The 26,362-nt window shown below is 67.1% G+C and carries 20 protein-coding genes; 12 read left to right on the top strand and 8 right to left on the bottom strand.

Annotated features, from left to right (window positions below; translation table 11 throughout):
• The 5 genes from ACFHVL_RS27715 to ACFHVL_RS27695 all read right to left on the bottom strand — a co-directional run.
• Positions 1–337 (bottom strand): hypothetical protein (locus ACFHVL_RS27715; protein WP_416631396.1); only part of this gene is annotated, 337 nt, incomplete at its 3' end.
• Positions 338–416: 79 nt separating this feature from the next.
• The gene (locus ACFHVL_RS27710; RefSeq protein WP_416631395.1) at positions 417–2,819 is read right to left on the bottom strand and encodes an N-6 DNA methylase; all 2,403 of its coding nucleotides are present in this window, start codon (positions 2,817–2,819) and stop codon (positions 417–419) included.
• A gap of 123 nt (positions 2,820–2,942) precedes the next feature.
• Positions 2,943–4,301, bottom strand: a complete 1,359-nt coding sequence (locus tag ACFHVL_RS27705) for a hypothetical protein (RefSeq protein WP_416631393.1) — start codon at positions 4,299–4,301, stop codon at positions 2,943–2,945.
• Between the two features lie 413 nt (positions 4,302–4,714).
• Positions 4,715–5,665 carry an FAD-dependent oxidoreductase gene (locus tag ACFHVL_RS27700; RefSeq protein WP_416631391.1) on the bottom strand — a complete coding sequence of 317 codons (951 nt, stop codon included), beginning with the start codon at positions 5,663–5,665 and terminating at the stop codon, positions 4,715–4,717.
• A gap of 15 nt (positions 5,666–5,680) precedes the next feature.
• A complete protein-coding gene (locus tag ACFHVL_RS27695; protein ID WP_416631390.1) occupies positions 5,681–7,105 on the bottom strand; it encodes a carph-isopro domain-containing protein in 1,425 nt (474 codons plus the stop codon).
• Positions 7,106–7,327: 222 nt separating this feature from the next.
• Between ACFHVL_RS27695 and ACFHVL_RS27690 the strand changes: the two genes are divergently transcribed.
• From ACFHVL_RS27690 to ACFHVL_RS27660, 7 genes are read left to right on the top strand one after another with little or no spacing between them, the layout of a single operon-like run.
• Positions 7,328–8,227 carry a radical SAM protein gene (locus ACFHVL_RS27690; RefSeq protein WP_416631400.1) on the top strand — a complete coding sequence of 300 codons (900 nt, stop codon included), beginning with the start codon at positions 7,328–7,330 and terminating at the stop codon, positions 8,225–8,227.
• A gap of 18 nt (positions 8,228–8,245) precedes the next feature.
• Complete coding sequence (locus tag ACFHVL_RS27685) at positions 8,246–9,496, top strand: methionine adenosyltransferase (RefSeq protein ID WP_416631389.1); 1,251 nt, start codon at positions 8,246–8,248, stop codon at positions 9,494–9,496.
• Entirely contained in the window at positions 9,493–10,149 is a 657-nt protein-coding gene (locus ACFHVL_RS27680) for a class I SAM-dependent methyltransferase (RefSeq protein ID WP_416631388.1), read from the top strand. The genes ACFHVL_RS27685 and ACFHVL_RS27680 overlap by 4 nt, the downstream gene beginning before the upstream one ends.
• Positions 10,149–10,907, top strand: a complete 759-nt coding sequence (locus ACFHVL_RS27675; protein ID WP_416631387.1) for a phytanoyl-CoA dioxygenase family protein — start codon at positions 10,149–10,151, stop codon at positions 10,905–10,907. The genes ACFHVL_RS27680 and ACFHVL_RS27675 overlap by 1 nt, the downstream gene beginning before the upstream one ends.
• The gene (locus tag ACFHVL_RS27670; protein WP_416631386.1) at positions 10,904–11,887 is read left to right on the top strand and encodes an NAD-dependent epimerase/dehydratase family protein; all 984 of its coding nucleotides are present in this window, start codon (positions 10,904–10,906) and stop codon (positions 11,885–11,887) included. The genes ACFHVL_RS27675 and ACFHVL_RS27670 overlap by 4 nt, the downstream gene beginning before the upstream one ends.
• A 4-nt stretch (positions 11,888–11,891) precedes the next feature.
• Complete coding sequence (locus tag ACFHVL_RS27665) at positions 11,892–12,515, top strand: FkbM family methyltransferase (RefSeq protein WP_416631385.1); 624 nt, start codon at positions 11,892–11,894, stop codon at positions 12,513–12,515.
• Complete coding sequence (locus ACFHVL_RS27660; RefSeq protein ID WP_416631384.1) at positions 12,512–13,864, top strand: hypothetical protein; 1,353 nt, start codon at positions 12,512–12,514, stop codon at positions 13,862–13,864. The genes ACFHVL_RS27665 and ACFHVL_RS27660 overlap by 4 nt, the downstream gene beginning before the upstream one ends.
• 15 nt (positions 13,865–13,879) lie before the next feature.
• Here ACFHVL_RS27660 and argS read toward each other — a convergent pair whose 3' ends face one another.
• The 3 genes from argS to ACFHVL_RS27645 form a co-directional block, all read right to left on the bottom strand.
• On the bottom strand, positions 13,880–15,598 hold the full coding sequence (gene argS / locus ACFHVL_RS27655) for an arginine--tRNA ligase (protein ID WP_416631382.1): 1,719 nt from the start codon (positions 15,596–15,598) through the stop codon (positions 13,880–13,882).
• Between the two features lie 130 nt (positions 15,599–15,728).
• Positions 15,729–17,084 carry a glutamate--tRNA ligase gene (gene gltX / locus ACFHVL_RS27650; protein WP_416631398.1) on the bottom strand — a complete coding sequence of 452 codons (1,356 nt, stop codon included), beginning with the start codon at positions 17,082–17,084 and terminating at the stop codon, positions 15,729–15,731.
• 169 nt (positions 17,085–17,253) lie between these two features.
• Positions 17,254–18,834 (bottom strand): hypothetical protein, encoded by a 1,581-nt coding sequence (locus tag ACFHVL_RS27645; RefSeq protein ID WP_416631381.1) that lies wholly within the window; start codon positions 18,832–18,834, stop codon positions 17,254–17,256.
• Between the two features lie 968 nt (positions 18,835–19,802).
• Between ACFHVL_RS27645 and ACFHVL_RS27640 the strand changes: the two genes are divergently transcribed.
• From ACFHVL_RS27640 to ACFHVL_RS27620, 5 genes are all read left to right on the top strand, one after another.
• Positions 19,803–20,678, top strand: coding sequence for a replication-relaxation family protein (locus ACFHVL_RS27640; protein ID WP_416631380.1), 876 nt, complete (start codon positions 19,803–19,805; stop codon positions 20,676–20,678).
• A 729-nt stretch (positions 20,679–21,407) separates the two neighbouring features.
• Positions 21,408–23,108, top strand: a complete 1,701-nt coding sequence (locus ACFHVL_RS27635; RefSeq protein ID WP_416631379.1) for a recombinase family protein — start codon at positions 21,408–21,410, stop codon at positions 23,106–23,108.
• A gap of 731 nt (positions 23,109–23,839) precedes the next feature.
• On the top strand, positions 23,840–25,018 hold the full coding sequence (locus ACFHVL_RS27630) for a hypothetical protein (RefSeq protein WP_416631377.1): 1,179 nt from the start codon (positions 23,840–23,842) through the stop codon (positions 25,016–25,018).
• 4 nt (positions 25,019–25,022) lie between these two features.
• Entirely contained in the window at positions 25,023–25,769 is a 747-nt protein-coding gene (locus tag ACFHVL_RS27625) for a hypothetical protein (RefSeq protein ID WP_416631376.1), read from the top strand.
• Positions 25,766–26,191, top strand: a complete 426-nt coding sequence (locus ACFHVL_RS27620) for a hypothetical protein (protein WP_416631375.1) — start codon at positions 25,766–25,768, stop codon at positions 26,189–26,191. The genes ACFHVL_RS27625 and ACFHVL_RS27620 overlap by 4 nt, the downstream gene beginning before the upstream one ends.
• The last annotated feature ends 171 nt before the right edge of the window (positions 26,192–26,362 follow it).

Genomic DNA, 26,362 nt, shown 5'->3' with positions numbered 1-26,362 from the left:
CCGACGTGTTACGCACCGTCACCGCCCTGGAGGTCTTCAGAACCACCGCACCGGGTTTTGAATGACCCTCCTTGAATGCCGCTATCAACTGAGGAAGTTGCAGCAGTGAGGCCAAGAACTGGCTGTCGACATCGTCGCTAGGGACGCAGACTGTGTAGGCAGGGCTTACAATGCCAAAAAGTGACGACCTGGCAGAAACGCCTTGCCACATACGCATCGTGTTGTAAACGATGTCTCCCGGATAGACCCGTCGGTACATCGACTTGTCGTCGTTAGAGATATCCCGGCGTCCACTTTCTGCTTGCGGAACCACTCCGTACTCTGCGAGTACAGACAACAGCGGATCGCCTTTCGCTCCCCTTTCGGCTCTTTGCCCAAGAACTCTGCCCAGTGTGGTAACCCGCCACTGTGCCGCATCACTTCGCATAGCCAAGGTCCTTTAAATAGCTCGCAAGTTGCGCGGTGGCTGCGCCGCGTTGGGCTTCGAGGTCGGCCAGGGAAACAGCGTACTTGTCCCACCAGTTTTCCAAGGCGGCCACGACCTGGCGGCGGTGGGCGGCGACGTAGCCGTCGCGGTGTGACGTCAGGTCTGCGTACCAAATCTGCATGACGACGTCTTGCTCCTGTTCGCCGATTAGGTCCGCTCGCGCCTTCTCCAGAGTCACGATGAACTGGGCCTTCAGCTCCCGCTGGCGCTTTCTCGCCTTGGTCAGGTCAGCCTTGAGTTGCTTCAACTCGGCCGGGCTGATTGTCTCCTCCGTCTCCTCGTCCGTCGACTCCTCCTCGTCGTCGGCTGGTGCGGTCGCTGCCTTGATCTGGGCGTCCAGCTCCGCGCGCTGCGCCTCGACGGCGTTCAGCTCCTCCACGTATTCGGGCACGAGTTTGGGCACCAGCGGGTGCTCCAACGGGTCCACCTTGGACTTCTCGTCCTCCAGGGCGGTGCCGATGGTGGTGACCCAGCCGTCGACTACTCCGCCGAAGCCGTGCGTCGCGAGCGTGCGCAGGTCGTACTGGTTGGCGTCCCACCAGCGCACGATGACCGCGACAATCTGGAAACGGTCAAGCAGCCCGACCGGCAGCAGCCCGGTCGTGAACGACTCGATTAGCTCGGTACGCGCCGCCATCAGCCGCTTGGTCGATGGCAGCTCGATGATCAGCTTGCGGTACTCCTCCCACCACGAATCCAGGGCGGCAGCCAGTTCAGCTTCGCGAGCCCGTACCCCCGAATGGTCGGTGACCAGCGCGGCGAGCGCGGCGCGGTCGACGCCGGGGGCGAAGTCGTGGTAGGCGTCGTCTCGGTCGACGAACACACCCTCAGTGGTGAAGCTGTGCGCTGCAAAGAGGTCCGCCTCGCCGGCGACCTCGGCCTTGGGCACGCCGCCGTGCAGGTGGGCGCGAACGTCGTGCGGTTCCGGCGGCGGGGTGTTATCGGCATACCGGCGGATGCTGAGGTTGTCGTCGTTCTCCCGCAGCTCCTCGCGGGTCACGACCCGGGCGTAGCCGGGGATGTCCTCGAACGCCTCGTAGGCGTACACGATCTTTTCGATGTGCTCGGGTAGCAGGTAGTTCTGTGCCCGGCCGGCGGCGTACTCGTGATCGGCGTTGATAAACAGCACCCTGCCCGCCCGCTCAGCCGGCCTGGAGCCTGGGGCGCGCAGCACCAGCACGCACGCGGGGATGCCGGTGCCATAGAACAGGTTCGGCGCTAGGCCGATGACCACCTCGATGATGTCGTCGTTGAGCAGGTTGGTGCGGATGTCCCGCTCGGCACCGCCGCGGAACAGCACGCCGTGCGGCATGACCGTGGCGGCGATACCGTTGCCCTTTAGCACGGCCACCATGTGCTGCACGAACATCAGGTCAGCCTTCTTGCCGCCCTCTGGCGCCCAGCCCCAGCGGAAACGGTTGCTGTAGCGCATGCCGTCGCTGGAATAATTCAGCGAGAACGGCGGATTGGACAGCACCCGGTCGAACAGATCGAGCTGGCCGCCGTGGGCGTGGCGCGGGTTGGACAGCGTGTCGTCGTTTTCGATCTTCGCGTCGGGGATGCCGTGCAGCAGCAGGTTCATCTTGGAGATCGACCAGACGCTGCCGGCGTTCTCCTGTCCGGCCAGGGCCAGGTTGCGCGGATTGCCGCCGTGCTCTTCCACATACTCCTTTGCGTGGATGAGCATGCCGCCCGAGCCGGAGCACGGGTCGTAGACACTCATGCCCTCTTCGGGCTTGACCAGCTGGACCATCATGCGGACCACGGCGCGTGGGGTATAGAACTCGCCGCCCTTCTTGCCGGCCGAGTCGGCGAACTTCTTGATCAGATATTCGTAGGCGGCGCCGAGAAGGTCGGGAAACTCGAAGTCCTCGGTACGCAATCGGTACCGGCTGAAGTGCTTGATCAAGTCCCGGAGCTTCTTGTCCGGAATGCGGGAGTTACCGACCTGCCGGTTGAAATCGATGTGCTGGACTACCCCTTCAAGGGATGCCGGGTTTGCCTCCTCAAGGGCGGCCAGCGCCTTATTGATCTGGTCGCCAACGCCGTCGTGTAGCCGTTGCAGGTGATCCCAGCGCGCATTCCGTGGGACGAAGAACGCCTCACGGTACGACTCGGGCTGTTCGGCCCGGTGCTCCGCCTCGGCCTCCCCGCGGGACTTGAAGCGCTCCAGGACGCGTTCCCGCTCGGCGTCGAACATGTCCGACGCCCGCTTCAGGAACAGCATCCCGAAGATGTACTCCTTGAACTCGGACGCGTCCATCTTGCCGCGCAGGATGTCCGCCGCCGAGTACAGGTGCCGCTCCAACTGCGGCAAGGTCAACTTCCGCACGTGCCTACTCTCCATCCGCGCACGATCAGCCAGCGCGCGCCCTAGCCTAGGGCTGCCGTGCGAGGCCCGTCGGACCGCGCCCATCTCGGCGCGTTGAGCTGCCGTTCGTCGCGTCTCGGCCGGTCAGTTGTCAGGTGGTAGGACGAGGTCCAGGAACTCGGCGTAGGCGTTCTCGCCAGACAGTTTGCCGTCCAGCGCGAGAGCCTGGCGCAGAGAGGAGCCGGTGACCTCGGGCGGAATACCCAGGCCACGCTCGGCCTCGCCGACGATCTCCGCGACGACAGCCCGGGCCTGCCCGGGCTTGTGCTGGATCAACCAGTCGAGCATCCGGGCGATCGCATGATTGATCGGGTAACTCACCTTCTCGTTGCGCACCGTGCGCTGCCAGTCGGCGAGCTCGAACAACACGGCGGCGCGGATCGTCGCTCCGAGATCGCCGAGTGGGACGATCCGGTCGAGGCTGGCGGCAGCGGTCCAGGCGACGTCGTGAGCGACGTCGCGCACCGCAGCCTTGGTACGCCAGCGCAGCGCGAACCTCTTGCGGTTTCTGTCTCGGTCCCACAGGTCGATGACAAAGGCGTTGGTGAAGTAGTCCCACAGCCGGGCCACACCGACTGACAGGTTCTCGTGATCGCGGTCGGCCATGGTGCGGGCGACGCCGTCGCGGGAGCGGCGGCGGGTTTCGGCCCAGTCCTCGGCGACCGGTCGGGACCACATGCTGCGCCCACCGACGGTGGCCTGCGCCAGCGGCACGTCGCTCTCGCCTCGGGTCTGGTAGGCGCGCAGGGTGCTGGCGCCGATCCCGGCGATCTCGGCCAGCTCGGCCACGCCTAGGAGCTGGTCCGCCGCGAGTTCCGGAGCGGTGAGGTGCACGACGCAGCCTGCCAAGTGCCGCCCTGACCCGTGCCGCAGCGCCCATAGCGCAAGGTCGTCACGCCAGCGGCGCGAGGCCACGGGCGTCACCGTGTCGGGGTCGAGATCAGTGATCGCCCACACTGCGCCCTTCCCGGGGTCGCCCTGTGGCAGGTCGGCGGCACTGATCGTCAACGCGGCCGGGACCGGCCGGTTGATGTAGATCTCCCGAGCCCGGTCGAACACCTGCGACGGCCGGTACCACGTTGTGCCGTCCCACCAGTAGCCGCCGGCGCGGAACAGCAGTGCCTCGTCCTCGTAGGACATGTAGGCGCTTACCACGTCCTCGTCGCGATAGAGCACCACCGACCGGCCGTGCTCGGGGTGCCAGCGCACCACCCAGCCCAGATCCGGTCGCAGGACGTCGGTCGTGAAGGCGACCCAGCCGCCGTCCTTGCATGGATCTGTACGGCCCCAGGTTCCGTTGACGCCGGGCTTGCGGCCGATCGCTTCGATCGCGTCCGGGTCGTCCAGCGGCAGGTGGGAGTCGTCAACGAACGGCAGATCCGGAATCGGGTGATCCGTTCGCAACCCGTTCCCCACCGCCATGTACTTGTACGACAGCGCCAAAGCTCAGTCCTCCAAGCGGATGTGCTGTAGATAACTACAGCGTACACGTGACAGGGTGCGCAGCAGCATCTATGAATGAACACGTAAAGCAGACAAAGCAGAATTTTTGATCCTGGTCGAGTCAAGTCACCCGTTCTGGTTCCGCTTCACGCCGGCCGGACGGCGACGGCGTTCACGGCTTAGGCGACCTGGGTATCGATCTCCCGACGGTGCGCGGGGGTTTCGGCGTCCCTCGTCGTAGTTCGGGTACGCGCCAAGCTGCTTACACATCCACATCCACATCCGCCGCCGATTGCCGGCCCGCTCCGGCTACCCGCCGGGCCACGGGTATGCCGCCGTCGACCTGGTCATCCGCCAGACGGATACCGTTGCCAACGGGTGGGCTCCCAGAAGCAAGCCTCGTATCAGACCAATCAGATTTGACGTGCGATCTTGAAGGCACAGCCCCAGGAGAGGGTGAGGCCGGCTCCGCCGTGGCCGTAGTTGTGGATCACCCGGCTCCCGTTGAGCTGCTGCTCTTCGACGCGGACGTAGGCCCGGGTGGGGCGTAGGCCGACCCGGTGCTCGATGACCTGGGCGTTGCGGAGGCGTGGTTCGACATCGGCGCAGCGGGCGATGATCGCGGCGGCGATGTCCGGATCTGGTTCTCGGCTCCAGTCGCCAGGTTGAGCGGTGCCGCCGAGGATCAGGGTCTCGCCCTGCGGGTAGAAGTGCAGCAGATCCGGTGAGAGCGCGGTGTCTTCAGAGAAAAACTCGGTGATGCCGGGATTCTCGACGACGACGAGTTGGCCTCGGATCGAAGTGAGTTCTGGGTCGGGCACGAGGTCACGGGCGCCCATCCCGGTGCAATTGACGATCAGCGGAGCGACCTGAACGGCCTCGTCGAAGGAGCCGATCCGGCGGAGGGCGATCTCCCCTCCCGCTGCCTCCAGCCGCTGTCGCAGGTAGCCGAGGTAGACCGGCATGTCGACCAACGGCGCGGTGTATCGCCAGCCGGTGGCGAAGCCGTCCGGTAGCTCGCTCGGCTTGCACATCCGGAACCCGTCGAGCTGGTTGCCCCACTCCGGCGGTTCGACGGGCTTGCGGGACGCCTCGATGCCGGAGACGAGCCGTACCCCGGTCGCCGGGTCGGTCGCGAGCTGCTTCAAAACCTCCAGTGTCTGGGCGCTCCAGACGCGGACCCGGTCGACGGGTTCGACGAGGTAGGGGCCCCACATCGCTCCGGCGGCGTACGAGGTGGTCTGCTCGGGTGGCTCGGCTGCCCAGATCTTGACCCGTAGTCCGGCTTCGGCGAGGCAGATGGCGGTGGTGAGGCCGGAGACGCCGGCACCGATGACTAGGGCGTCGAGATCGGTGCGGGCCATCGTTTGACCGTAGTGTCAGGCGGGTTGGCGCGCGAGCGCGTTCTCAAGGTCGGGGAGCAGGTCGGCGACGCTGTGGTTCCGCTTCCGTCGGCGGAGTTCCTGCGCGAGTGTGGTGAGCAGTGCGGTGCTGCGGGGTGAGCGGACCTGTTCGAGCCGGGGTAGGGCCATCCGGGTTACTGCGCAGGCGTCGTCGAGTTTGCCGTGGGCGGTGTAGCCGAGGGCGAGCCACGCTCCTTCGTAGAGGGCGCGTCGTTGGTAGGGGACGTCTGGTCGGCGGGCGTAGGCGCCGGTGCGTAGGAGCGCTTCGCCTTTGCGGAGCAGTGCTCGCCCGTCGGTTCCTCTGCCGCAGGCTACTACTTGTCGTCCGGCGAGGATCATCGCGTAGCCGGCCTGGCAGTCGAGGTGGTTCGGGGTGAGGTAGTACATCCACTCCGGGTCGCGGTCGGGATGCCGTTTCGCGAGCTGGTCGTGGGACTCTGCCCAGGTGCGTTCGCACTGGTCGACACGTCCGGCGGCGGCGTGGGCGTACGCGAGGCGCGACAGCACGGACGCCTGGACGCTCGCGGCGGATCGGTCGGAGATCCGGCGGGCGGCATTGCCGAGGCGTAGGCCGTCGTCGGGGTCGCCGAGTGAGGCGGCTTGGAATGCCAGGTCGGCGAGGATGTGCGCTTCCATGGATCGGTATCCGGCGTCGTGCGCGGCGCGCAGGCCGGTGAAGTAGTACCGCTGGGCGAGCCCTTGCTGTCCGGCGTCGAGCGCCTTCCAGCCGGCGAGTTGGGCGAGGTCGGCGAGGGCGACCAGGAGCCGGCGGCTCGTGGCGTCGGTGTGGCCACCGTCGCGGAGTACGAGCAGGACCGCGCGGACCTGGGCGCCGACGTAGCCGAGGCCGGCCGCGCCGCCGCGTTCGTCGTCGAGTAGTTGCAGGCGCGGCACGCTGGCTTCGATCTGTTCGACGAGTGGATCGTCCGGTGTCGCGGTCGGGAGTGTGGTCCCGCCGGCCGGGAGGTGTGCGTCGAGGTAGATGTTCACTGCCTGGGCAAGGGCGGCCCCGGAGACCGCGAGGAACATCCTCCTGTCCACGAGTCCTCCCAACAGCCAGTCCTCTGCGACCAGCATGGTGCTCGCGAGGTTCCACGGTCCGTTCATGCCGGTGCTGGCCGCCATCACCAGCGTGCCATCTGTGGCGGCGGGCTGCCCGTGCCAAAGGTCCCCTGCGGTCACGATGCGGCCGAGGCGGCGGGAGATGACGTAGGCGGTCAGTGCCGGTAGCGGCGGGCGTGGGATGCCGCCGGCGTCGCGCCAGTGGTAGGGCGCGGTTTCGGCGAGTGTGCCGGGTCCGAACAGCCGGTTGATCTCCCGAGCGAGAGTGCGCGGGGTGAGACCGGCTTCGGCCATGTGCGCGGCGAGGGTTTGGTTGGTGCGGTCGGGTGGCGATCCCATCGGCTCCTCCGCAGGGGTCAACCGACGGTACCGCGAAGCCGCCAGATCATGTGTCCGCTGTGGCCAATGCAAGTTGACGCTCTTGACGCTTTCATCCCCTGCCTGGGCGGTGCCGGTTCGCGGTCTGCTGGATGCGTCCCCGCCGGCGTACCGCAGAGAAGGGCTGCGCCGGCGGGTAAACACCTCGACGGGCGAGCGGAGGACCTGATGCGCACTTCGGCGATGACCCAGACCAAACCTCCATGGGACTGGGAGTTCGACTGGCACCTGACGAACCGCTGCAACTTCTTCTGCGAGTACTGCCACCCGCAGATCCGTTTCGTGCTCAACCGCAAGCACCTCGACGAACCGACCCCGGACCTGGTGGTCCGTCGCTTCGACGAGCTGGGCAAGGTCTGCCTGGTGCACATGTCCGGTGGGGAGCCGTTCATGTTCCCCGGGTTCGTCGAACTGTGCCGAGGGTTGGCCGGCAACCACTTCATCAGCATCAACACCAACCTCGCCTCCGACGACATCGCGGAATTCGCCGACCGCGTCCCGGCCGGCCGGGTGGCGAAGATCGTCGCCGCGATTCACCAGCCCGAACGCGAGCTGCGCGGGCTGGAACTCGACGCCTACGCCCGTAACTACCTGATTTTGCGGCGCGGCGGGTTCGACGTGACCGCCTTGTACGTGCTGTATCCGCCGCTGCTCGGTCGGTTCGCCGCCGATCTGGATCGGTTGCGTGAGCTGGGCGTGGACCACATCCGAGCCAAGGTGTTCAAGGGCGTACACGAGGGCGTCCGCTATCCGGAGGGCTACACCGACGAGCAGAAGGCGTTGGTGCTGGCCAACTCCGGCGAGTACGTCTTCAACCGGCCCTACCTCGACGGCATGCTCTCATTCCGAGGCCAGGCGTGCACCGCCGGTGTCACCTCGTTCAAGGTCACCGTCACCGGTGATGTACGCCGATGCGCTTCCGTGCCTACCGGCTACGGGAATCTCTACGACGGCACCTTCCGGCCTGCCGACGTCAACGAGCCGTGCCCCGCCAAGCGGGTGCTGGTCCTGTCGCAGTGCCTGTCCTACCTCGTCGATCCTCCGGTCCGCCCTGAGTTGGGCGTCGACTCGGACGACCGCTGACCACGAAGGGCGTTCCCCATGCAGATCTCGATTCGTCACGCCTGCGTCGATCCGGACGACCAACCGTTCGACGTCGCCGAACGCAAGGGCGTCGGCCACCCGGACAGCCTCGCCGACCTGGTCGCCGACGCCTTTTCTCAGCGCTACTCATCCTGGTGCCTGCGCGAGTTCGGCGCCATCCCCAACCACTGGGTCGACAAGGTCAACCTTGTCGGTGCCGCAGCCGACGTCCGCTTCGGCGGCTTCGACATCCTCAAGCCAGCCGACTGCTACCTCTTCGGCAAGATCACCGATCAGGTCGGTGACACGCAGGTGCCCATTGAGGACATCTTCCGGGCAGTCGTCCTCGACATCCTCCCGACCGCACTTGGCGACTACCGCATCCTCGAACACATACGCCTGCACATCAACAACACGCGCGGCACCGCCGTTGACCACGACCCGAGGTTCTACCGCCCTGGCGAGGCATTGGACATCAACGCCGTGCTCGCGACCGAGTCCGTCGCCAACGACACCGTCGTCTGCGTCGGCGCCGGCCGCCGTGGACTCGCAGCCGACCTTGCGATACGGCTGGAACGACGGCTCACCAGCGTGGGATTCCGGCAGGTCGTGCCGGGCGCCGGTACCGATGTGAAGGTCATGGTGGTCCGGATCGGGTCGGCGCTGGAGGTCACGGCCGCTGTGCCGTTCCATCCCGAACTGGTCGGCTCGTGGACGACATACCGCACAGCGCTCGCCGAGGCGCAGAGTACCGTCTCCGCCGAGTTGAAGTCTCTGCTCGACCAGGATCCCCGGTCCCGGACCGTGACCGGCCTGTCGCTGCATCTCAACACGAAGGATGTGCCGGGCCGCGGCTACCTGGCGCCGTTCGGCACGTCGCTGGGCAAGGGCGACTGCGGTGCGGTCGGGCGAGGCAACCGGTACAGCGGAGCCATTGAGCCGCTGCGTCCGGCGAGCGGCGAGGCGCCTGCCGGCAAGAACCCGGTTCACCACGCCGGCAAGATCTACACCGCGCTCGCGGCCGAGGCAGCCGAACGGGTGCTGGCCGAAACCTCGGTGTACGCCGAGGTCACCATCGCCGCCCGCAACGGCGGCCAGCTCGACGATCCGGCACACGTCCTGGTTTCAGTGGACCGCGAGGTCGACGCCGCGACCGTGGCCGAGATCGAAGAGGCGGTGCGCCGTGCCGTCGCCGGGGCCGCCACCTTCGCCACACGGTTCCTCGCCGCCGAGCCGCTGGCCCGGTTCCGCAACGGAGTCCCGCTATGACCACGAAAAAACTGTCCGATGTGCACATGATGCACCTCGCCGCTCTCCGCGCCCAGTCTGCGGTGATCGACGCGGAAGGCCTACGCATCGGCTCGCAGTATGTGATGTTCTTCGCCGAGGCCAACCTGATGCGCGAGCACGTCACCCGCCTCACCGAGGGTTTCACCCGTCCCAACGTGTTGGAGGTCGGGCTCGGCCTCGGCGTGTTCGCCACCCAGCTTTTGGAGCGTGAGGTCGGTTCGTTCACAGCGATCGAACCTCACCCAGAGGTCGCGCTGATGGCGCGCACCCGGGTGGTCGACGCCTTCGACGTGCCGGTGCGGGTGCTCGTCGACCCGTGGCAGCTGGTGACGCTGCCCGCCGACGCCTTCGACGCGATCATGTACGACACCTGGCCGCCCGACGGCCACGCCGACTCCGACTTCGCCGAGTTCGTCGCCCACGTCGCGATGCGCTGCCTCCGGCCAGGCGGCCGGTTCAGCTTCTTCCACAGCGGCACCTCGATCGGCCCGGCCCGCCGTGCGGTCCTCGACCGACACTTCGCGAAATGGACCGCCTACCCGCACACCATGCCGGCAGAGCAGACCCCACCGCACTGGACCAAACCCAGCCGCGACTTCCTCGTCCCGATCGCCACGAAAGGTGGTGCCTGATGGCCTCTCCGATCGCGCCGGCGGTCTCCGCACAGCAGATCGACCGGTTCGCCTCCCACGGATACCTCGTCCTGCCGGACCTGGTCCCGCCCGCCACTATCCAGAAGCTCCGCGTCGAGGCCGACACGCTCCTGCGGGACCGGCTTGCCCGGATGGTCGCCAGCAGGACGCTCGACCCGCGCGTCACCTGGTGGCGTCTCGCCAGCGGTGTGCCGTACGTCCTCAAGGTCAAACCGGTGGTCGACCTGTCCCCAGCCGCCACGGCGATGGCGGACAGCCTCGCGTTGCGTGGTGTCGTCGCCGACCTGCTCGGCGCGCCACCGAAGCTGATGGACAACAAGCTCATGTACAAGCAGACCGTCGACATCACCGCCGGATGGGCGACGCTTCCGGTACTCGGTGAAGAGGTCCGCAAGCACACCGACGCCGCCTACTACGCGACACGCGGCTACCCGCGAGTGCTCACCGTAGCCGTCTGCCTCGACCCCTGCACCGAAACAGCCGGTGCGCTGCGGGTCTGGCCTGGCAGCCACCGCCACACCATCACGATGATCCCGACCGCCAACCAGGGACCCGTCGTACCCGACACCGCCGCACCCGACGAGGCAGCCCTGACCCTGGTCGCCGAACCCGGCTCGGTGTTGGTCTGGGATGCCGCCCTGGTCCACGCCAGCGGACCCAACACCTCCGGCCGCCCACGTCGACTGCTCGTGCTCGGCTACAGCCCCGCCAACCCGGCCAACGAGGAGCCGCGATGAAGATCCTCGTGCTCGGCGGCACTCGATTCGTCGGCCGGCACATCGTGGAGGAATGCCTCCGACGCGGAGACGACGTCACCGTGCTCTACCGGGGCCGCTCCCCGTCACCCTTCGCCGGCATCGCCCGCCACGTCCTGACCGACCGACGCGCGCCAACCGTCGAAGCCGCCGCCGTCCTCGACGAGTTGTGGGACGCGGTCATCGACACCAGCGCCCGCGACGTCGACGATCTGAGCCCCGTGCTGCCCCTGCTCGGCGACGTCGGTCAATACACCTTGCTCTCCACCTGCGGGGTGTATCGCAGAGCGCCCAGTCGACACGGTCTGACCGAACGGGCAGCCACGATCCCAGCTGACGCCTCCCACCCGGTACGTGCATCCGCGACCCGCAAACTGCGCTGTGAGCGATACGTCCGGCGTCGCCTCGACCGGATCAACGGACCCTTGCTGATCGCCCGCCTCGGCCTGGTCATCGGCCGGTACGACGACAGCGATCGCCTCGCCTACTGGCTGGAACGCGCCCTGCGCGGCGGCGACGTCCTGGTCCCGATGGATGACCGACAGGCCATCCAACTCATCGACGCCACTGACGTCGCCCACTTTCTGCGCGACGCCGTCGACCATAAACTCACCGGCGTCGTCAACGTCGCCGGTGCCCGAACCGACGCCCGGACCCTGGTGGACACGGTCCTGACCCGCGCCGGCCGCGCCGTCACCCCCTGCCGGGTGGGCGAGGACTTCGCCCTTACCCACCGCCTACAGCCATGGACCGAAATCCCACTATGGCTACCCGCCAGCAGCCCCGAACTGGCGCTCATGTCGGTCAACAACAGCCGCGCCACCGACGCCGGCCTCATCCTCCGGCCCCTTCCCGACAGCATCACCGACGCCCTCGGCTGGCAGGCGTTACGGCGCGGCTGGTCACAGCGCTGGCTCGACCACGCCCGCGAGCGGGACCTGATCCAGCGGTGGCGGGGGTGACGACATGCTGCCCTACACCCAACCCGCGCCGTACCACTCCCAATGGGGCGAGGACCGCTGGCTCGCCGAGCACTACCATCTCCCGACGCACGGCGTCTTCGTCGACATCGGCGCTGGCGACGGCGTACGCGGCAGCAACAGCCTCTACTTCGAAAACCGCGGCTGGCGCGGACTCTGCGTGGACGCCGACCCCCGCAACCACCCACAGCTCCGATGCCGCTGCTGCGCCGTGGACACGTGCGCCGTATCCGCCACCCCCGGCCTCTGGCCATTCGGCCTGTACGCCCACAAACCATCCTGGTCAGGTCTGCAGCGGCGCGGTACGGACTACCAAGAGATCCTCGTCGCGTGCCGCACCCTGGAAGACCTTCTCGGCCAGTGGTGCATCGACCAGATCGACCTGCTCAGCATCGACGTCGAAGGCACCGAACTCGACGTCTGGGACTCCTTCGACCACACCCGCCACCGGCCAGCCATCGTCATCGTCGAGTTCGACGACGACCACCCCGAGCGGCACCGCCGCACCATCCACCGCCATCTCGGCTCCGACACCTACGAGCTGGTCCACGAGACACCAGCGAACCTGATCCTGCACCGAACAGACCGACCTTGGCGGCGACGCCGATGACCAGGCCCGGACTACCGATCAACCAGCTACTACCCGACGGCAAGGTCATCGTTGTCTGCGGACGCGCCGACGACGCGGCAGCCTGGCAGGATCTGCTCGGCCCAGCCCGGTGCCTCGCCCTCGCCCTGGACGACGGGCCACCCGAGACCCGCCGCCACGCACTGCCCGGCGCATCCAGCCACCTCGCCTGGCAGCACCACGCCATCGGCGGGCTCGACGGCTCCGGCTGGCTCGCCGGGCCGGCAGACGCCTTCGACCCCGACAACGCCGCAACGCTCGTCCTGCCCGACCCGCTCGATCCGCCGCATGCCGGCGTCCGTAGACGGATCGGCGTCAGACATCCCGCGTGGCGACTCTTCGAAGACAAGACCGTCGTCGACACGCTCTGGGATGTTGCCGGCTTCCCCCGAGCACCGTCGGTCATCAGCGACGGCACCGCTGACCTCGCCACGCTGGGGGCGATCGTCGACCAAGGCACCGGAGTCGTCTGCTCCTGCCAGCCCATCGGCGCCGGCCCGTCGGCCGGCGGCGACGGTATCTGGTGGTGGCGCGACGGTCCGCCACCGACAACCATCCCCACCGCCAAGCCCGGAGCCTGGCGAGTCCGGCTGATGCCGCTGCTCGAAGGCGTCCCCGTCCGCCTGCACGGGATGACCCTCGCCACCAGGGTCATCCCGTTCCCGCCCATGGAGCTCGTGACACTTCCCCGAACTGGGCAGGGGAGCTTCCTGTGCGCTGGTGCTGTTCCCACCCTCGGGGACACCGCCGACCTCGTCGCCCAGACCGAACGGATCGGGGCCGGTCTACGCGAACGTCTCGGCTACCGGGGCGGCTTCTCCGTCGATGGCATCCTCACCGCCAGCGGCTTCCTCCCCACCGACCTCAACGCCCGGCTTACCTCCGCTATGGAAGCGGCGCCCTCCGCACGTCGAGTCCTGCTGCACGCGGTCAACCTCCTCGCGAGGGACGGGATCGAGCCTGGCACCAGCGTCGTCGAACAGTTGGTGGCGGAGATCTTCGCCGCCGGCGCCACCTGCACGATCTTCGGCGCCGCAACAAGGGCCGACGAGAGGGCCACTCAGGAGGCGTCGGTCCGCTGGGATGGCGACCGGCTGGTTTCCGATCCGAGCGGAGCCGATGGGGCTCTCGTTGTCACCCCGTCCCCGCGCGGTTGGCTGCTGACCGCGACCCTTGCCACCGCCCGGCTGCCGGGCGGTGGCCGGGTCGGGCCCCTGGCACCCGAGGTCTTCCGAATCAGCGACGAGGTTCTCGGCACCAATTTCGGCAACCTCGCACCGCCATTCGACACGCAGCCGACCACCTGCCTCCCGAGCCCCCGGGCGGCGTAGGAGACGCGATCGCTGCTACATGCGGTCCGGGGTGGCGATGCCCAGTAGGTGCAGACCCTGGCGCAGGACTCGGGCGGTCAGGTCGCACAGGGCGAGCCGGCTGTCGCGTACTTCGTCTTCGGCGCGTAGGACCGGGCAGTGTTCGTAGAAGCCGCTAAAGGTGGTGGCGAGGGTGTGCAGGTAGCCGGCGAGCCGGTGGAACTCCAGGGTCTGTTCGACGCCGGTGACGACAGCACCGAAGTTGGCCAGTTCGAGGGCGAGGGCGTGTTCGGCCGGATGCGAGACCAAGATCGGCGTACCGGTGGGTTGCTCGATTCCGGCGCGGCGGAAGATGGACCGGATCCGGGCGTGGGCGTACTGCAGGTACGGGGCGGTGTTGCCGTCAAGGGACAGCATCCGTTGCCAGTCGAAGACGTAGTCCTTGATCCGGTCGGTGGACAGGTCGGCGTACTTGATGGCACCGATCCCGACCGCGCGGGCGACCTCGGCGATAGCCGCGTCGGGCAGGTCGGGGTTCTTCTGCCGGGCCAGCTCGGCGGCCCGGGTCACCGCCTCGTCGAGCAGGCCGACGAGTTTGATTGAGCCACCGGCGCGGCTGCGCAGCATTTTGCCGTCCGAGCCGAGGATCGAGCCGAAGCCGATGTGTTCCGCCTGGGTGGGCGGGTGCAGCCAGCCAGCCTGCCGGGCGACCGCGTACACCATCTCGAAGTGTTGCCGTTGCGGTAGGCCCACGACGTAGAGCAGCCGGGTCGCGCCGAGGTCGCGGGTCCGGTGGCGGATCGCCGCGAGGTCGGTGGCGCCGTAGCCGTATCCGCCGTCGCGTTTACGCACGATGATCGGCAACGGCTGCCCGTCGCGGCCGGTGAAGCCGTCCGGGAAGACGCAGGCGGCGTCGCCGCTGTCGCGTAACAGCCCGAGCCGGTCCAGTTCGTCGGTCACCGGGGCGAGCATGTCGTTGTAGTAGCTCTCGCCGTAGAAGTCCTTGTCAGTGAGCAGGACGCCGAGCTGGTCGTAGACGGTGAGGAAGTACTTCTCCGACTCGGCCACGAGCATCCGCCACAGCCGCAGGGTCTGCTCGTCACCGCTCTGCAGAGCGACCACCCGCAGCCGGGCCCGTTGCTTGAACGCGTCGTCGGCGTCGAACTTGACCCTGGCCGCCTTGTAGAACGAGTCCAGGTCACCGACGGACAGTTCGTGGGCGGCCTCCGATTCGCCCAGGTCGAGCAGGTGCTCGATGAGCATCCCGAACGGTGTGCCCCAGTCGCCCAGGTGGTTGGCCTTGATCACCCGGTGCCCGAGCCATTCCAGCAGCCGTACGGCGGCGTCACCGATCACCGTCGACCGCAGATGCCCCACGTGCATTTCCTTGGCCACGTTCGGCGCCGAGTAGTCGACGATCACTGTCTGCGGGGTGGCGCTGGGTGCGACGCCGAGCCGGGTGTCGGCGGCCATCGTCGACAGCAGCGAGCCGAGGGCCGGGTCGGCGACCGTCAGGTTGATGAACCCCGGACCGGACACCTCGACGGCGCTGCAGAGGTCCGCCAACTCCGCCCGGCCGACCACCTCGATGGCGATGTCCCGTGGTGGGCGGCCGAGCCGACGCGCCAGGGGCAGGGCGGCGTCGGACTGGAAGTCGGCGTGCTGCGACCGCCGCACGACCGGATCGACCGGACCGCCGGCCACCGCCGCAAACGCCTGCGCCAGCCGGTCGGCCAGCAGTTTCTCAATACTCATCAGGTACGCCAATCATGCTCCGACCCGCCTGGCGGCAGGGAGACAGGTCATCCGGGAAAGACTCGGGGAGCGGATCGATCGACGACCAGAGGTGACCGGCGGGGTCGATCCGCCGGTCACAGAAAAGGGTTCAGCTCAGGCGGTCGAGTGCGGCTCGCAGGCGAGCCAAGGTTCGCTCACGTCCGAGGATCTCGATCGACTCGAACAACGGCAACCCGACGGTGCGGCCGGTCACCGCGACCCGGACCGGCGCCTGCGCCTTACCTAGCTTGAGTCCTCGCTGGGTGCCGATCGTCTCCAGCGTCGACTTGACCACCTCGGCCCGCCACTCGCACGTCCCGTACGCCTCGACCACCGCGGCCAGCAGCGCCGGGGCATCGGCCTTCATCGCCTTCGCCCACGCCGCCTCGTCGGCGACCGGCTCATCGAGGAACAGGAAGTCGACCATCGGCACGATCTCCGACAGCAGCGCGATCCGGGTCTGCGCCAACTCGGCGACAGCGGCGAACGCGGTGGCGTCGTACGCCTCCGGCCGCCACGGCACGGTATCGCCGCGCAACCACGGCTGGCACGCCTCGATGAACGCCTCCACCGAGAACGCCCGGATGTAATCCCCGTTGAAGGCGCGGAGCTTCTTCACGTCAAAGAACGCCGGAGACGGGTTGACGTCCTCCAACCGGAACTCCGCCACGATGTCATCCCACGGCAGGATCTCCCGATCACCCGACGGCGCCCAGCCGAGCAACATCAGATAGTTGCGCATCGCCTCGGCGAGATAGCCCTCGGCACGGAAGTCCTCCAGGGCCACCCGGTCCCGACGCTTGGACAGCTTCTGCCGCTTCTCGTTGACCAGGATCGGCGCATGCACCCACACCGGAGGCTCAGCACCCAACGCCTCCCACAACAGCTGCTGCTTCGGCGCGTTCGGCAGGTGCTCCTCAGCCCGGATCACATGGGTGACGCCCATGACCATGTCATCGACCACGTTCGCCAGCAGGAACACCGGCGACCCGTCGCCCCGGGCGATCACGAAGTCCTCGATCAGCGCGTTGTCGAAGGTCGGCTTGCCGCGCACCAGGTCGACGATCACGGTCGAGCCGTCGTCCGGCGTACGGAACCGCAACGCGCGACCCTCCCCAGCAGGCAGACCACGGTCCCCGCAGAAGCCGTCGTAACCCTTGTGCTCGCTGCCCGTCCGGGCGATGACCTGATCCCGGGCGCAGTCGCAGTAGTACGCGCGCCCGGCGGCGAGAAGTCGGTCGATGGCCTCGCGGTGGTGCTGGGCATAGTCGGACTGGAACAGCGGGCCCTCGTACTCACTCGGACCGATACCGAGCCACTCCATCGCGTCCAGGATGCCCTGGACCCACTCCGGACGGTTCCGCGCCGCGTCCGTGTCCTCGATCCGCAGCACCATCGTCCCGCCCGACTGTCGGGCCAGCACCCAGTTGAACAGGACAGACCGGGCATTACCGACGTGGAACATGCCCGTCGGGGAAGGCGCGAAGCGCACACGGATATCGGAACTGGCCACGGATAGCAGGCTACCGAACTACCTCCGCATACCTTCACCGATATCCGGCTGGCCGCGCCCCGAGCCACAGCGATGCCCTGCTCGGTTCAGCGGACCGCCGCGCGCCCAGTCGACCCTTCGGCTACTTGCGCCACCACGCGGCCTTGCCGCGCATGCCGTGGTGCCAGGTGTCGGCTTGAAGCCGGGCGTTGCCGGCGACCTGCCGGTCGCGTTGTGAGCGGTAATCGCGGTAAGGCTGGTGTGGGTTCCAGTCACCGATGAAGGGCCGTAAGTCGTCGGGCTCGGGCTCGATGTCGAAATCGATGCTGGCGAGGGCCTGGTCGCCAGAGGTGGGGTCGAGGCGATCGGCTGCGGCTCGTGCCCACGTAATCCATCGGGTGCGGTTCTCCGAGCCGGCCGGTTCGTCGAGCGCGGCTCGTTCGAGGGCGTCACAGAAGGCGCGGATCTCGCTGGCGGAGACCCAGGAGTCGTAGGCCCGCCGGAACTCCTTCCCACGGAGAAGTTCGGCGGCCTGAGGGCGGGCCTCGTCGAGGGCCGCCTGCCAGCGGCGGCGCTCCTCAGCCCGCTTCCTTTCCTGCTCGGCGACGTATTCATCGTGGGCTCGCTTGGCGGCCAGCTTCGCTTCCTCATCGGCGACGATGCCGGCCTCGACATCGCGGATGATCCGAGGGAGGCGTTTCTCCAGTTTGGTGCGTTTGTCGTCGGTCCAGGTGTCTTTCATGTTCCAGCCGGCGCGGGCGATCTCCATCCGCAGACGGCCGGAGGCGATCTTGTCGGTCTTGGGAAGCACCAGCCACCGGTTCCGCCGCAGCTTCCGGGCCTCCTCGTCGGTAGGGACGTGCGGGACTTCGTCGTACTCCTCAATCAGCCTGACCCTTCGACGGGTCTTGTCGATCTGTAGGTAGACGGAGGGGTTCTTGGTCTTGGTGTTCACCCCGACCCGGTGGCCTCGTCGGCGGGCCTCGGCGGCGAGGCCACGGATCAGGTTCAGCGCCCTGGGGACGGATGCCGTCGTGACCTCCAGCCCGGCCGGGTTCTTGTCCAACGCGGCGAACACAAGGTCAGGATCGGTGGTGACGCGGCGGGTGTTGAGCCGAATCCGGTTCCAGTCCGTCTCGTCTGGGGCTTCGTCGTTGGACAGGCGGATGATCAAATCCCCGGCGGCGCGGCCAGTGTGCTTGAGGTGGAATCCAGCGGGTACGAGGTTGTGCTGCTTGGCCGCGTGGATGATCCGCCGATATAGGGCGCGCTCGTCGGGATCGGGACTCTCGACTAGTACGGTTCCGCCCTCGGCTTGCAGGCGTTCGACGAGTTGTCGGGCCTGTTTGACCGTCGTGGCGGCTGGGGACCGCGTCGAGCCGGCCGTCGTCGCGGCGTCACCGTCTCGTGGCCGGGCCGGGGCCGATTCGCCTTGCTTGGCGGTGACGGTGGTCCGTTCGCGCTGGCGGGGTACCGTCGTGCCGATCAGAAGGCGGTCGGGGTGGTCAGGGTGGATGCCGTTGTCGAGATAGAAGCGGCCGGCATCGGTGATCTGAGCTCGCCACACTCCGCCTCGGCGGCTGATGTCGACGAGGCGACGGGTCTGCAATGCCCGCGCCGAGTGGCGCTGGTCGACTCCGTCAGGGCTGCTGAGGTCGTCCCCGGCGCCGATCCTCCGCAGCAACACCAGTTGATGCTCCTTCAGCGGATCCCATCTCTGCACGGTCTCGACTTTCGACGCCTTTAACCTGATCCGCAAGGAGCGACACCCGTCTTTGTGTGGACGCAGCCGGACTCACGCGCACGCAGCAGGACTCAGATACACAAAGGCGGATTGCAGTCAAGTCGTGTTACTTGATTGTTATCTCAAATTGATTGACCTGGGGTGGGTTGCCGGGGCGTACTGGATGGGCGTTCCCTGCGCGGCCGGTTGTTTCGGCCGTGTCATGTCGCGGGCGGCACCTCGTGTGGTGGCGCCTGTCGTCGTTCGTGGCCCGCGTGGGCCACGGTCAAGGGCGCAGAGTGACGGGAGGACCGCTGATGAAGGACTTCACGCCGGCGAGTTAGCCGTCCGCCCACGGCAAGCTGTTCGCGACTGTCGTGGCGAGCCTGGCCGACGCGCACCGCACGGCCCTGACACTGCCGTGAGGACTGTCGGCACCGCTCAGGCTGTGCCCCGCTCCGCCGCCACCCCTGTTCTTTTGTATCGACGGCAACCTGCCTGTCAGGTTGCCGCGACTTCTGCTGCCCGAGTTCCGGTCTGCCCCGTGCGCGGTGGGCTTGTTCGTTGACACCTCCACAGTGACACCTGACCTCCGCATGTCGAGATTCGCCCGGCCGGGCGTCACCCGGCGCGGATACGCCTGCCCACCGTCACGACGCGCACCACGCTGTCCCGTCCATGCCGCAGACGAACCCCCCTTCTCACCTTGGAGTACACCCTGTCCACGCATCCACTCTCGCCGCCGCTGGCGGCTGCCGCATCCTCAACGTCCCGCGCTGACAGATCCCGGCTTGACCTCCCGTTGCCGGTCCCGCCGGGCGTCCTGCTTCACGTCCCGTTTCACCCGGACCCCCCAACGGACCCCCACCGTCGTCTCACACCGCAGGTCAGCGCCGCTGTCCAGACTCACTCGAACGCTGCGACTGACCCTCCCCACGGGTCTCTCCCCCCGGGGAAGGTGGTGAGGGATGGCTGATCCGGTGCTGCGGGTCCAGTCCCAACTCACCACCCGTGACCTGATCCTGCTCGGCTGGCTCGCCGACCACGGGGTCCTCACCTCCTTCCAGATCGCCCACGCCCTGTTCCCGTCGGTCGACTACGCCCAGGAACGCCTCCGCGCCCTCACCCAGCAGTTGGGGGTGGTGGACCGGTTCCGGCCGCAGAGACCCGACGGCGGTTCCTTCCCCTACCACTACGTCCTGGCCCAACTCGGTGTGGAAGTCGTCGCCGCGCAACGCGGCGAGGAACTGCCCCGCAAGGACCGCGCCCGTAAACGCCGCTGGCATCTCACCCGCCGGGCGAACCTGCCCCACCTGCTCGGCGTGAACGGCTTCTTCACCGACCTCGCCGGACACGCCCGCACCCACCCCGGCACCGCACTGCTGCGGTGGTGGCCGGCGGCCCGCTGCCAGCGGACCGGCGCCTTCGCCGAGCCCGGCGATGACGTCTCCGCCTTCGCCTACACCCCCAGGTCACGGCCCGACGGGCACGGCATCTGGGTCGAAGACGGCCAGCGGGTCCCCTTCTTCCTCGAGTACGACCTCGGCACCGAACGGCCCCTGTCCCGTCTCGTCGACAAGATCCACGGCTACCACGACCTCGCCAACGTCACCGGACGGTTCTGGCCGGTGCTGTTCTGGCTGCCGTCGTCGCTACGCGAGCGGCACCTGCATCAGGAACTCACCACCGCCGGGGTCCGCTACCCGGTAGCCACCGCCGTGCACCGCGAAACCACCGGCATGAACCCAGCGGAGCCGGTGTGGCAGCTGCACCACGCAGCTGTGCCGCCGCTGCGCCTGGCCGACCTCGCACTACCCGACGGCGACTCGGGACAGCCGGCCTGAACCGCACGCGCCGCCAACCACAGACCGGACACGCCGCCTGTACCCGGGTGCACGGGCGCGGGACCGCGGGCCACGCACCGACGGCCCAGCCGCAGCCCGACCACGGCGGGAGCACCAGGTCCTGACGGCGGGAAGTCGCGGACCGTACCTCCGCTATCGCGGTGACAGCAAGCTCCAGGATCTGTCAGCGGCTCACAGCATACCGCCGTGAGTTGCCCGTGAGCCGCTGACAGATCCAAACCCTCCCGTTGACAAATCGCGGAGGTACCGTCCGCGACCCAGAACATCAGAAATTGGCAAGCCGCCATCAACCGGCTCTACCGCACAAATCCGCGCAGGAAAGGAAAACGTATGAACGAAGGACTCCGACCCCAGCAGCGTCACACGCTTTTCGGAGGACCGTGGCCCACGCGCCCCACCACCAAAACAACGTCCGGAGCTATCCTGACGAACCGCATCCCGGTACCGCCACCAACAACGGCGGTGCGAAAACAATCCGCACCAAGGGAAAGGAATCCAGCATTCCCCTGCGGGTCGCGCGGATCGACACTGTACCCATGACCGCCACCGACCTCGACAACGCCGTCGAAGCACTCGCCGTCCTACTCAACCACTTCATCGACGACCACCCCGACCTCTTCCCGTAGCCCGACCCCTCCCGGTGACGGCCACCCCCGGCCACCCCCGGCCGCCACCGGGCACACCCTCAACCTCGAAGGACTCCACCGCATGACAGCCCCACCCCTCGCCCCACCCAAGCGACGCGGCCGACGCGCCCACCACACCGACCCACCCCAGCGGCCCACCGGACCAAGCCGCGTCAGCATCTACATCCGCCGCTCCACCGACGACGAACACCAACCCTTCTCCCTCGACGCCCAACGCGCCGCCCTCGAAAAATACGTCGCCTCCCAGCCCGGCTGGACCATCGTCGCCGAATACGAAGACGACGCCTCCGGTGCCACCACCGAACGCCCCGGACTCAAAAAAGCACTCCACGCCGCCAAAGCCGGCCTCTACGACGTCCTACTCGTCTACCGACTCGACCGATTCAGCCGCAGCGTCACCGACCTCCTCGACCTCGTCACCATCCTCGAAGCATCAAACGTCCGCTTCTCCTCCGCGACCGAGCCCATCGACACTGGTGGACCATTCGGCCGCATGATGCTCCAACTCCTCGCCGTATTCGCCGAATTCGAACGCAACATCATCATCGACCGAGTGAAAAGTGGCATGACCGCGAAAGCCAGCAAAGGCAAATGGGCCGGCGGCACCCGCCCCTACGGCTACCTCGTCAACCCCGACCACCGACTCGTCCCACACCCCGACGAGGCACCCGTCCTCCGCGACATCTTCCGCCTCTACACCCGCGACCGCGTCGGCACCCGCGCCATCGCCACCGAGCTGAACTCCCGCGGCGTCCCCAACCGGACCGGCAAGAAATGGTCCGGACACACCATCAACCGAATCCTGGACAACCCCGCCTACGTCGGGGACATCGCCTACCGCGACGTCTACGTCCCCGACGCCCACGACCCCCTTATCGACCGCGACACCTTCCAACGCGCCCAGGACATCGCCGCAGCCCGCGGCGACGCCCAAACCCAGCGGGCCATGTCCGACTCGGACTACTACCTCACCGGCCTGCTCACATGCCCCCGCTGCGGACATCGCTACATCGGCACGTCCGCCAACGGACGGACCCGCCGCTACCGCTACTACGCCTGCTTCACCCGCGTCCGCTACGGCAAACACGCCACCTGCACAGCACCCCGCCTACCCGCCGACGAGCTCGACAACGCCGTCCTGCAGGCGCTGTACGACTTCTACACCACCGCCGAACCCGTCCTCGTCGCCATGATCGAACGCGCCCACACCCAACGCCGCAGCACCACCGACGACCGCAGCGCTGAACTCATCGCCCTCGCCAACCAGATCGCCACCACCGAATCAAGCATCTCCAGGTATCACACCGCGTTCGAGAACGGCACCATGGACGACGCCACCGCCGGACCCCGCATCCGCGAACTCCGCCAACGACTGGCCCAACTCCACGCCCGGCACGCCGAACTCGACGCAGATCTCGCCGCCCAACCCGCCCCACCAGCGCCCGGAACCATCGCCACGATCCGCGACTACCTCAGCACGATCATGACCAGCGGCAGCGACACCGAACGCAAAGCCGCCATCGAGACCCTCATCGCCGAAGTCCAACTCACCGACCAGGGAGTCATACCCGTGTTCAAGATCCCCACAGACACGACGATGCCCCCGCCCAACCCGGGCGAGGGCACTCACGAGGAACAACCACCGGTTCGCACAATGGTGCGGTCGGTGGGCCGCCTGGGACTCGAACCCAGAACCCGCGGATTAAAAGTTTGCAGCATAAGCCGCCTCTGGCGGATCGAGCCCTCCTGGTTGTCGCGCTGACCTGCGGAAACGCGGCCTGGTTCGACCAAGTCACATCCACAAAGGATCAGGGGTGCTCCGTGGGTGCTCCTCTGTCCCGACATAGTCCCCCGCGTGCACGAGGCGCCGCCGTATGGGACCTGCTGGACCCGAACGGATCTGAGCCCGAGGTGCCCAACGCAGCCCGCCGACATGCTGCGCTCGGGCGGCACGGCACCATCTCCATGTCGATCTCCCGCAAGAGTCGGTCGCGTCGCCCCACCCCACCCCGACATCACCACGACCACGCTCTCGTGACTCGATCCGCATCGGTAGTCGAGTTGGCGGCGTTCGGCGCGTAAGCCAGGGGTGACTTTCATCGGTACCGCCACATCCACAACCTGATCGCAGCAGTAGGTCCGCGGCAACGATCGTGATCACGGTGCGGTACCGCCTCGGGGTGGTCAGCGGCATGTATTGGCACCGTGTACGGCCGCTGTCCTGGCAGCAGCAGCCGCGTTCGATCTTGTTGTTCTCTCAAAAGCATGATCGACAGGCCGCTGCGTCCGCGTTGCACGCTCCTGCCGACACGTCCTACCTGGTCACAGTCCAAATGGCGGCTGTCGTACGAGTATAGGCCCACCGGCTCGAGTTCGTCGGAATTCCGACCGCGCGTTGTGATTAAGTCGCCGCTCTCCGGTTACAATCATCGCCGTATCCGCAGATAGCCGGGCGACTTACTGGGCCACATCTGGGCTGGGAGCGAGGTCGGTGTGAGCGACGCCACGGTGGAGGGCTCCGGGCGGTCGTCGCCGAGCGTCGAACTGCCTGCGGCCACTACTTCCAAGCTGATCCGACCGTTTGAGGCGGTAGCGCTGTTGCTGCAGGCGACGAACCTCATCGCCAGCGCGATCAACGACCGGTACAGACCCTTCGCTGTGCCAGTGGTGCTGGCGCTGGGCGTCCTGCACCTAGTGCTGGCTGGCATCGTGCTACGGCACCGAGGTCCTCTGACCCGCGGCCGTACCTGGGCGATGGCATGGCTCGCGCTAATTTTCGTTGTGCAGATCTCGCTCGCACACCTGCTTGCGCCGGGCGACTTCGCCGCCACTGGCGTTGGCGTGCCGATGGGGAACTACGTACTGATCCCACTGGCGATGTTCGCGTTCTATCCCTGGGGCGGGTTTCGGAAAGTTTGGCAGCGCAGGTTAATCGAGGCGGGCCTAATCGCAGCCGTCGTGATACATCCTTTGCTGATTCTCGGGCTGATGCACCGGTGGCAGTTGACCGCTGCGCACGTGCGCAGCGTCGCGCTCTACGCCGGATGGGGCCTGGTTTGGTTTATGGTCGGCAAGGGAATGGCCTGGTTATGCCGGATCGCCGTACAAGTGGAGACCGAGGCTCTATCCGCCAGCTACACCGCGACTCTGAGCGACCTACACACTCACGTCGAGACAGCCGCCAAGCGAATCGAGGCCGGAGATGATCCCGCTGCCGTGGCGCAACAGCTGCAGATGGTCATTGCCATCCGGCGTAGGCAGCTGCTACTGCAGGACCAGCACGTCGGGGCGGTCGACATCTTCAAGAATGCGATTCGGGCGCACGGTAGTCAATTGCGGCTGTTATCCGGACCGGCCATCGGCGGGCTGACGATCCCCCGCGAGCACGCAATTCTGCTGGACCAAGGGCTAGCAGACCTGCTTAAGAACGTCGTCGTTCACGGCGACGGGTCGGTGGAGGTAGATTTCAGGATGGTGGGTTCAACCATGACCCTTGACGTACGCGACCGCGGCCCAGGCCTTGACCGCAGTCGATTCGACGCACCGGGTAGCAGTCTGCAACGCCTGCGCGGGAGGCTAATCGAGCGAGGCGGCGACCTACAGCTGCTTCCGGTGCCGCCCGGCGGTGGCGCGGCCGTACGACTCACACTTCCACTTCAGCCACAGAGGTGACGCCATGCGAATTCTGGTGGTAGAGGACATGGGGATAGCGGGAGCCATGGCTGACAGCGAGCTTACCCAGGTGACGCCGTGTGAACCGGTCGTTGTTTTCGATCCGGTCGCGGCCCTGGACCGCCTGCGGTCGGAGTCCTTCGATGCTGCCGTAATCGATATGCTCTTTTTGGCGCAATCCGACGATTTCGAGCGGCGACGGCGCGACGGTCGGGTGCGACTGACCGACACTCGACTGCATGTCAGCGGGCTGGCGCCACTGAGAGCGGCCAGCGCAGCCGGTATCCCGGCCGTGCTCTGGAGCTCGGGCGAGCCTAACCGGCGGCTGCACATGATATTTGCTCACGAGGAACTTGGCTGCCGTAGTATGTGTCCAAAAGACGTGAGAGGCAAGCTAGCCACCGCAGTGCAGGATGTGGTAGCGGGTCGGGAACACATTGATCCGATCCTGCGAATGCATCTACCGCCGAAGTCCGCCCCAACGCTGCGGGAGACATTCTTCTCCTCAGGATCACGGCGGGCGATATGGAGAGCCATGGCGCTCGGCTTGCACGATCATGCGCGGATTGGGCGTGCCGTTGGCGTCACTAGCGGCACCGTGCGTCGCAGTGTGGAGGAGATGCGCAGCAAGTTAGTGGCCTTTGATCCTGGCTGCTCCGACGCAGGGCCGCCGACCGCGCAGCTCGTCAGCTACGCAAGCCGGAACTGGGAGTTCTTCCTCGACGACACAGTCCGGGAGGTCTACCCGTGACCACACCCGACGGCGTTTCTAGTCGGGTGGAAGCATGGATTTCTCGCGCCGCCCTGTTCGTGCTTCCGGCGGCCTGGATCGTCCTCGCTGCCACTCTACCCACATCAGCGGAGCGCATCCTGACCATCGACGTGTTCTGCACCTCCGGCAACCCCGTCGTCGGGGTTTGGATCGAATCGCGCTCAGGCGGTTCAGGGTTCGCCCAGCGTAGCGATTCGGGGAGCACGGCAGTAGTGCGCTACACCTTCCGGCAGCGGTTCGCCGACGCCTACCAAGCCCACGTGGGCTGCGGCGGAAACCAGCAACAGTGGGGCCTCCCGGTCGTGTCATCGTTTAGCGACCGCACCTACCGGCGACTCGTCTGCGTTGATATCGACGACGCCATAGCCGAAGCCGAAGGCTGTCGCGACCGAGCGGATTGATCGGTCGGTAGCGACATTTGTCCCCTGTGCCAGCGGCTCTGTACGACGAAAGATCGTAGTGCAGGGGGCGCGATCCGCGAACCCATACGCGATAGGAGCCGACTAGCCTCAGCCCTTCATTATGGGCGGGTCCACATAGTGGATCTTGAAAGACAGGTGCCTTCTGACCTG

The organism is Micromonospora sp. LOL_023 (assembly GCF_048060115.1).
Taxonomy (GTDB): domain Bacteria; phylum Actinomycetota; class Actinomycetes; order Mycobacteriales; family Micromonosporaceae; genus Micromonospora_E.
The sequence above is the reverse complement of the archived record's forward strand: the minus strand, read 5'-3'. Positions and strand labels throughout refer to the sequence as shown.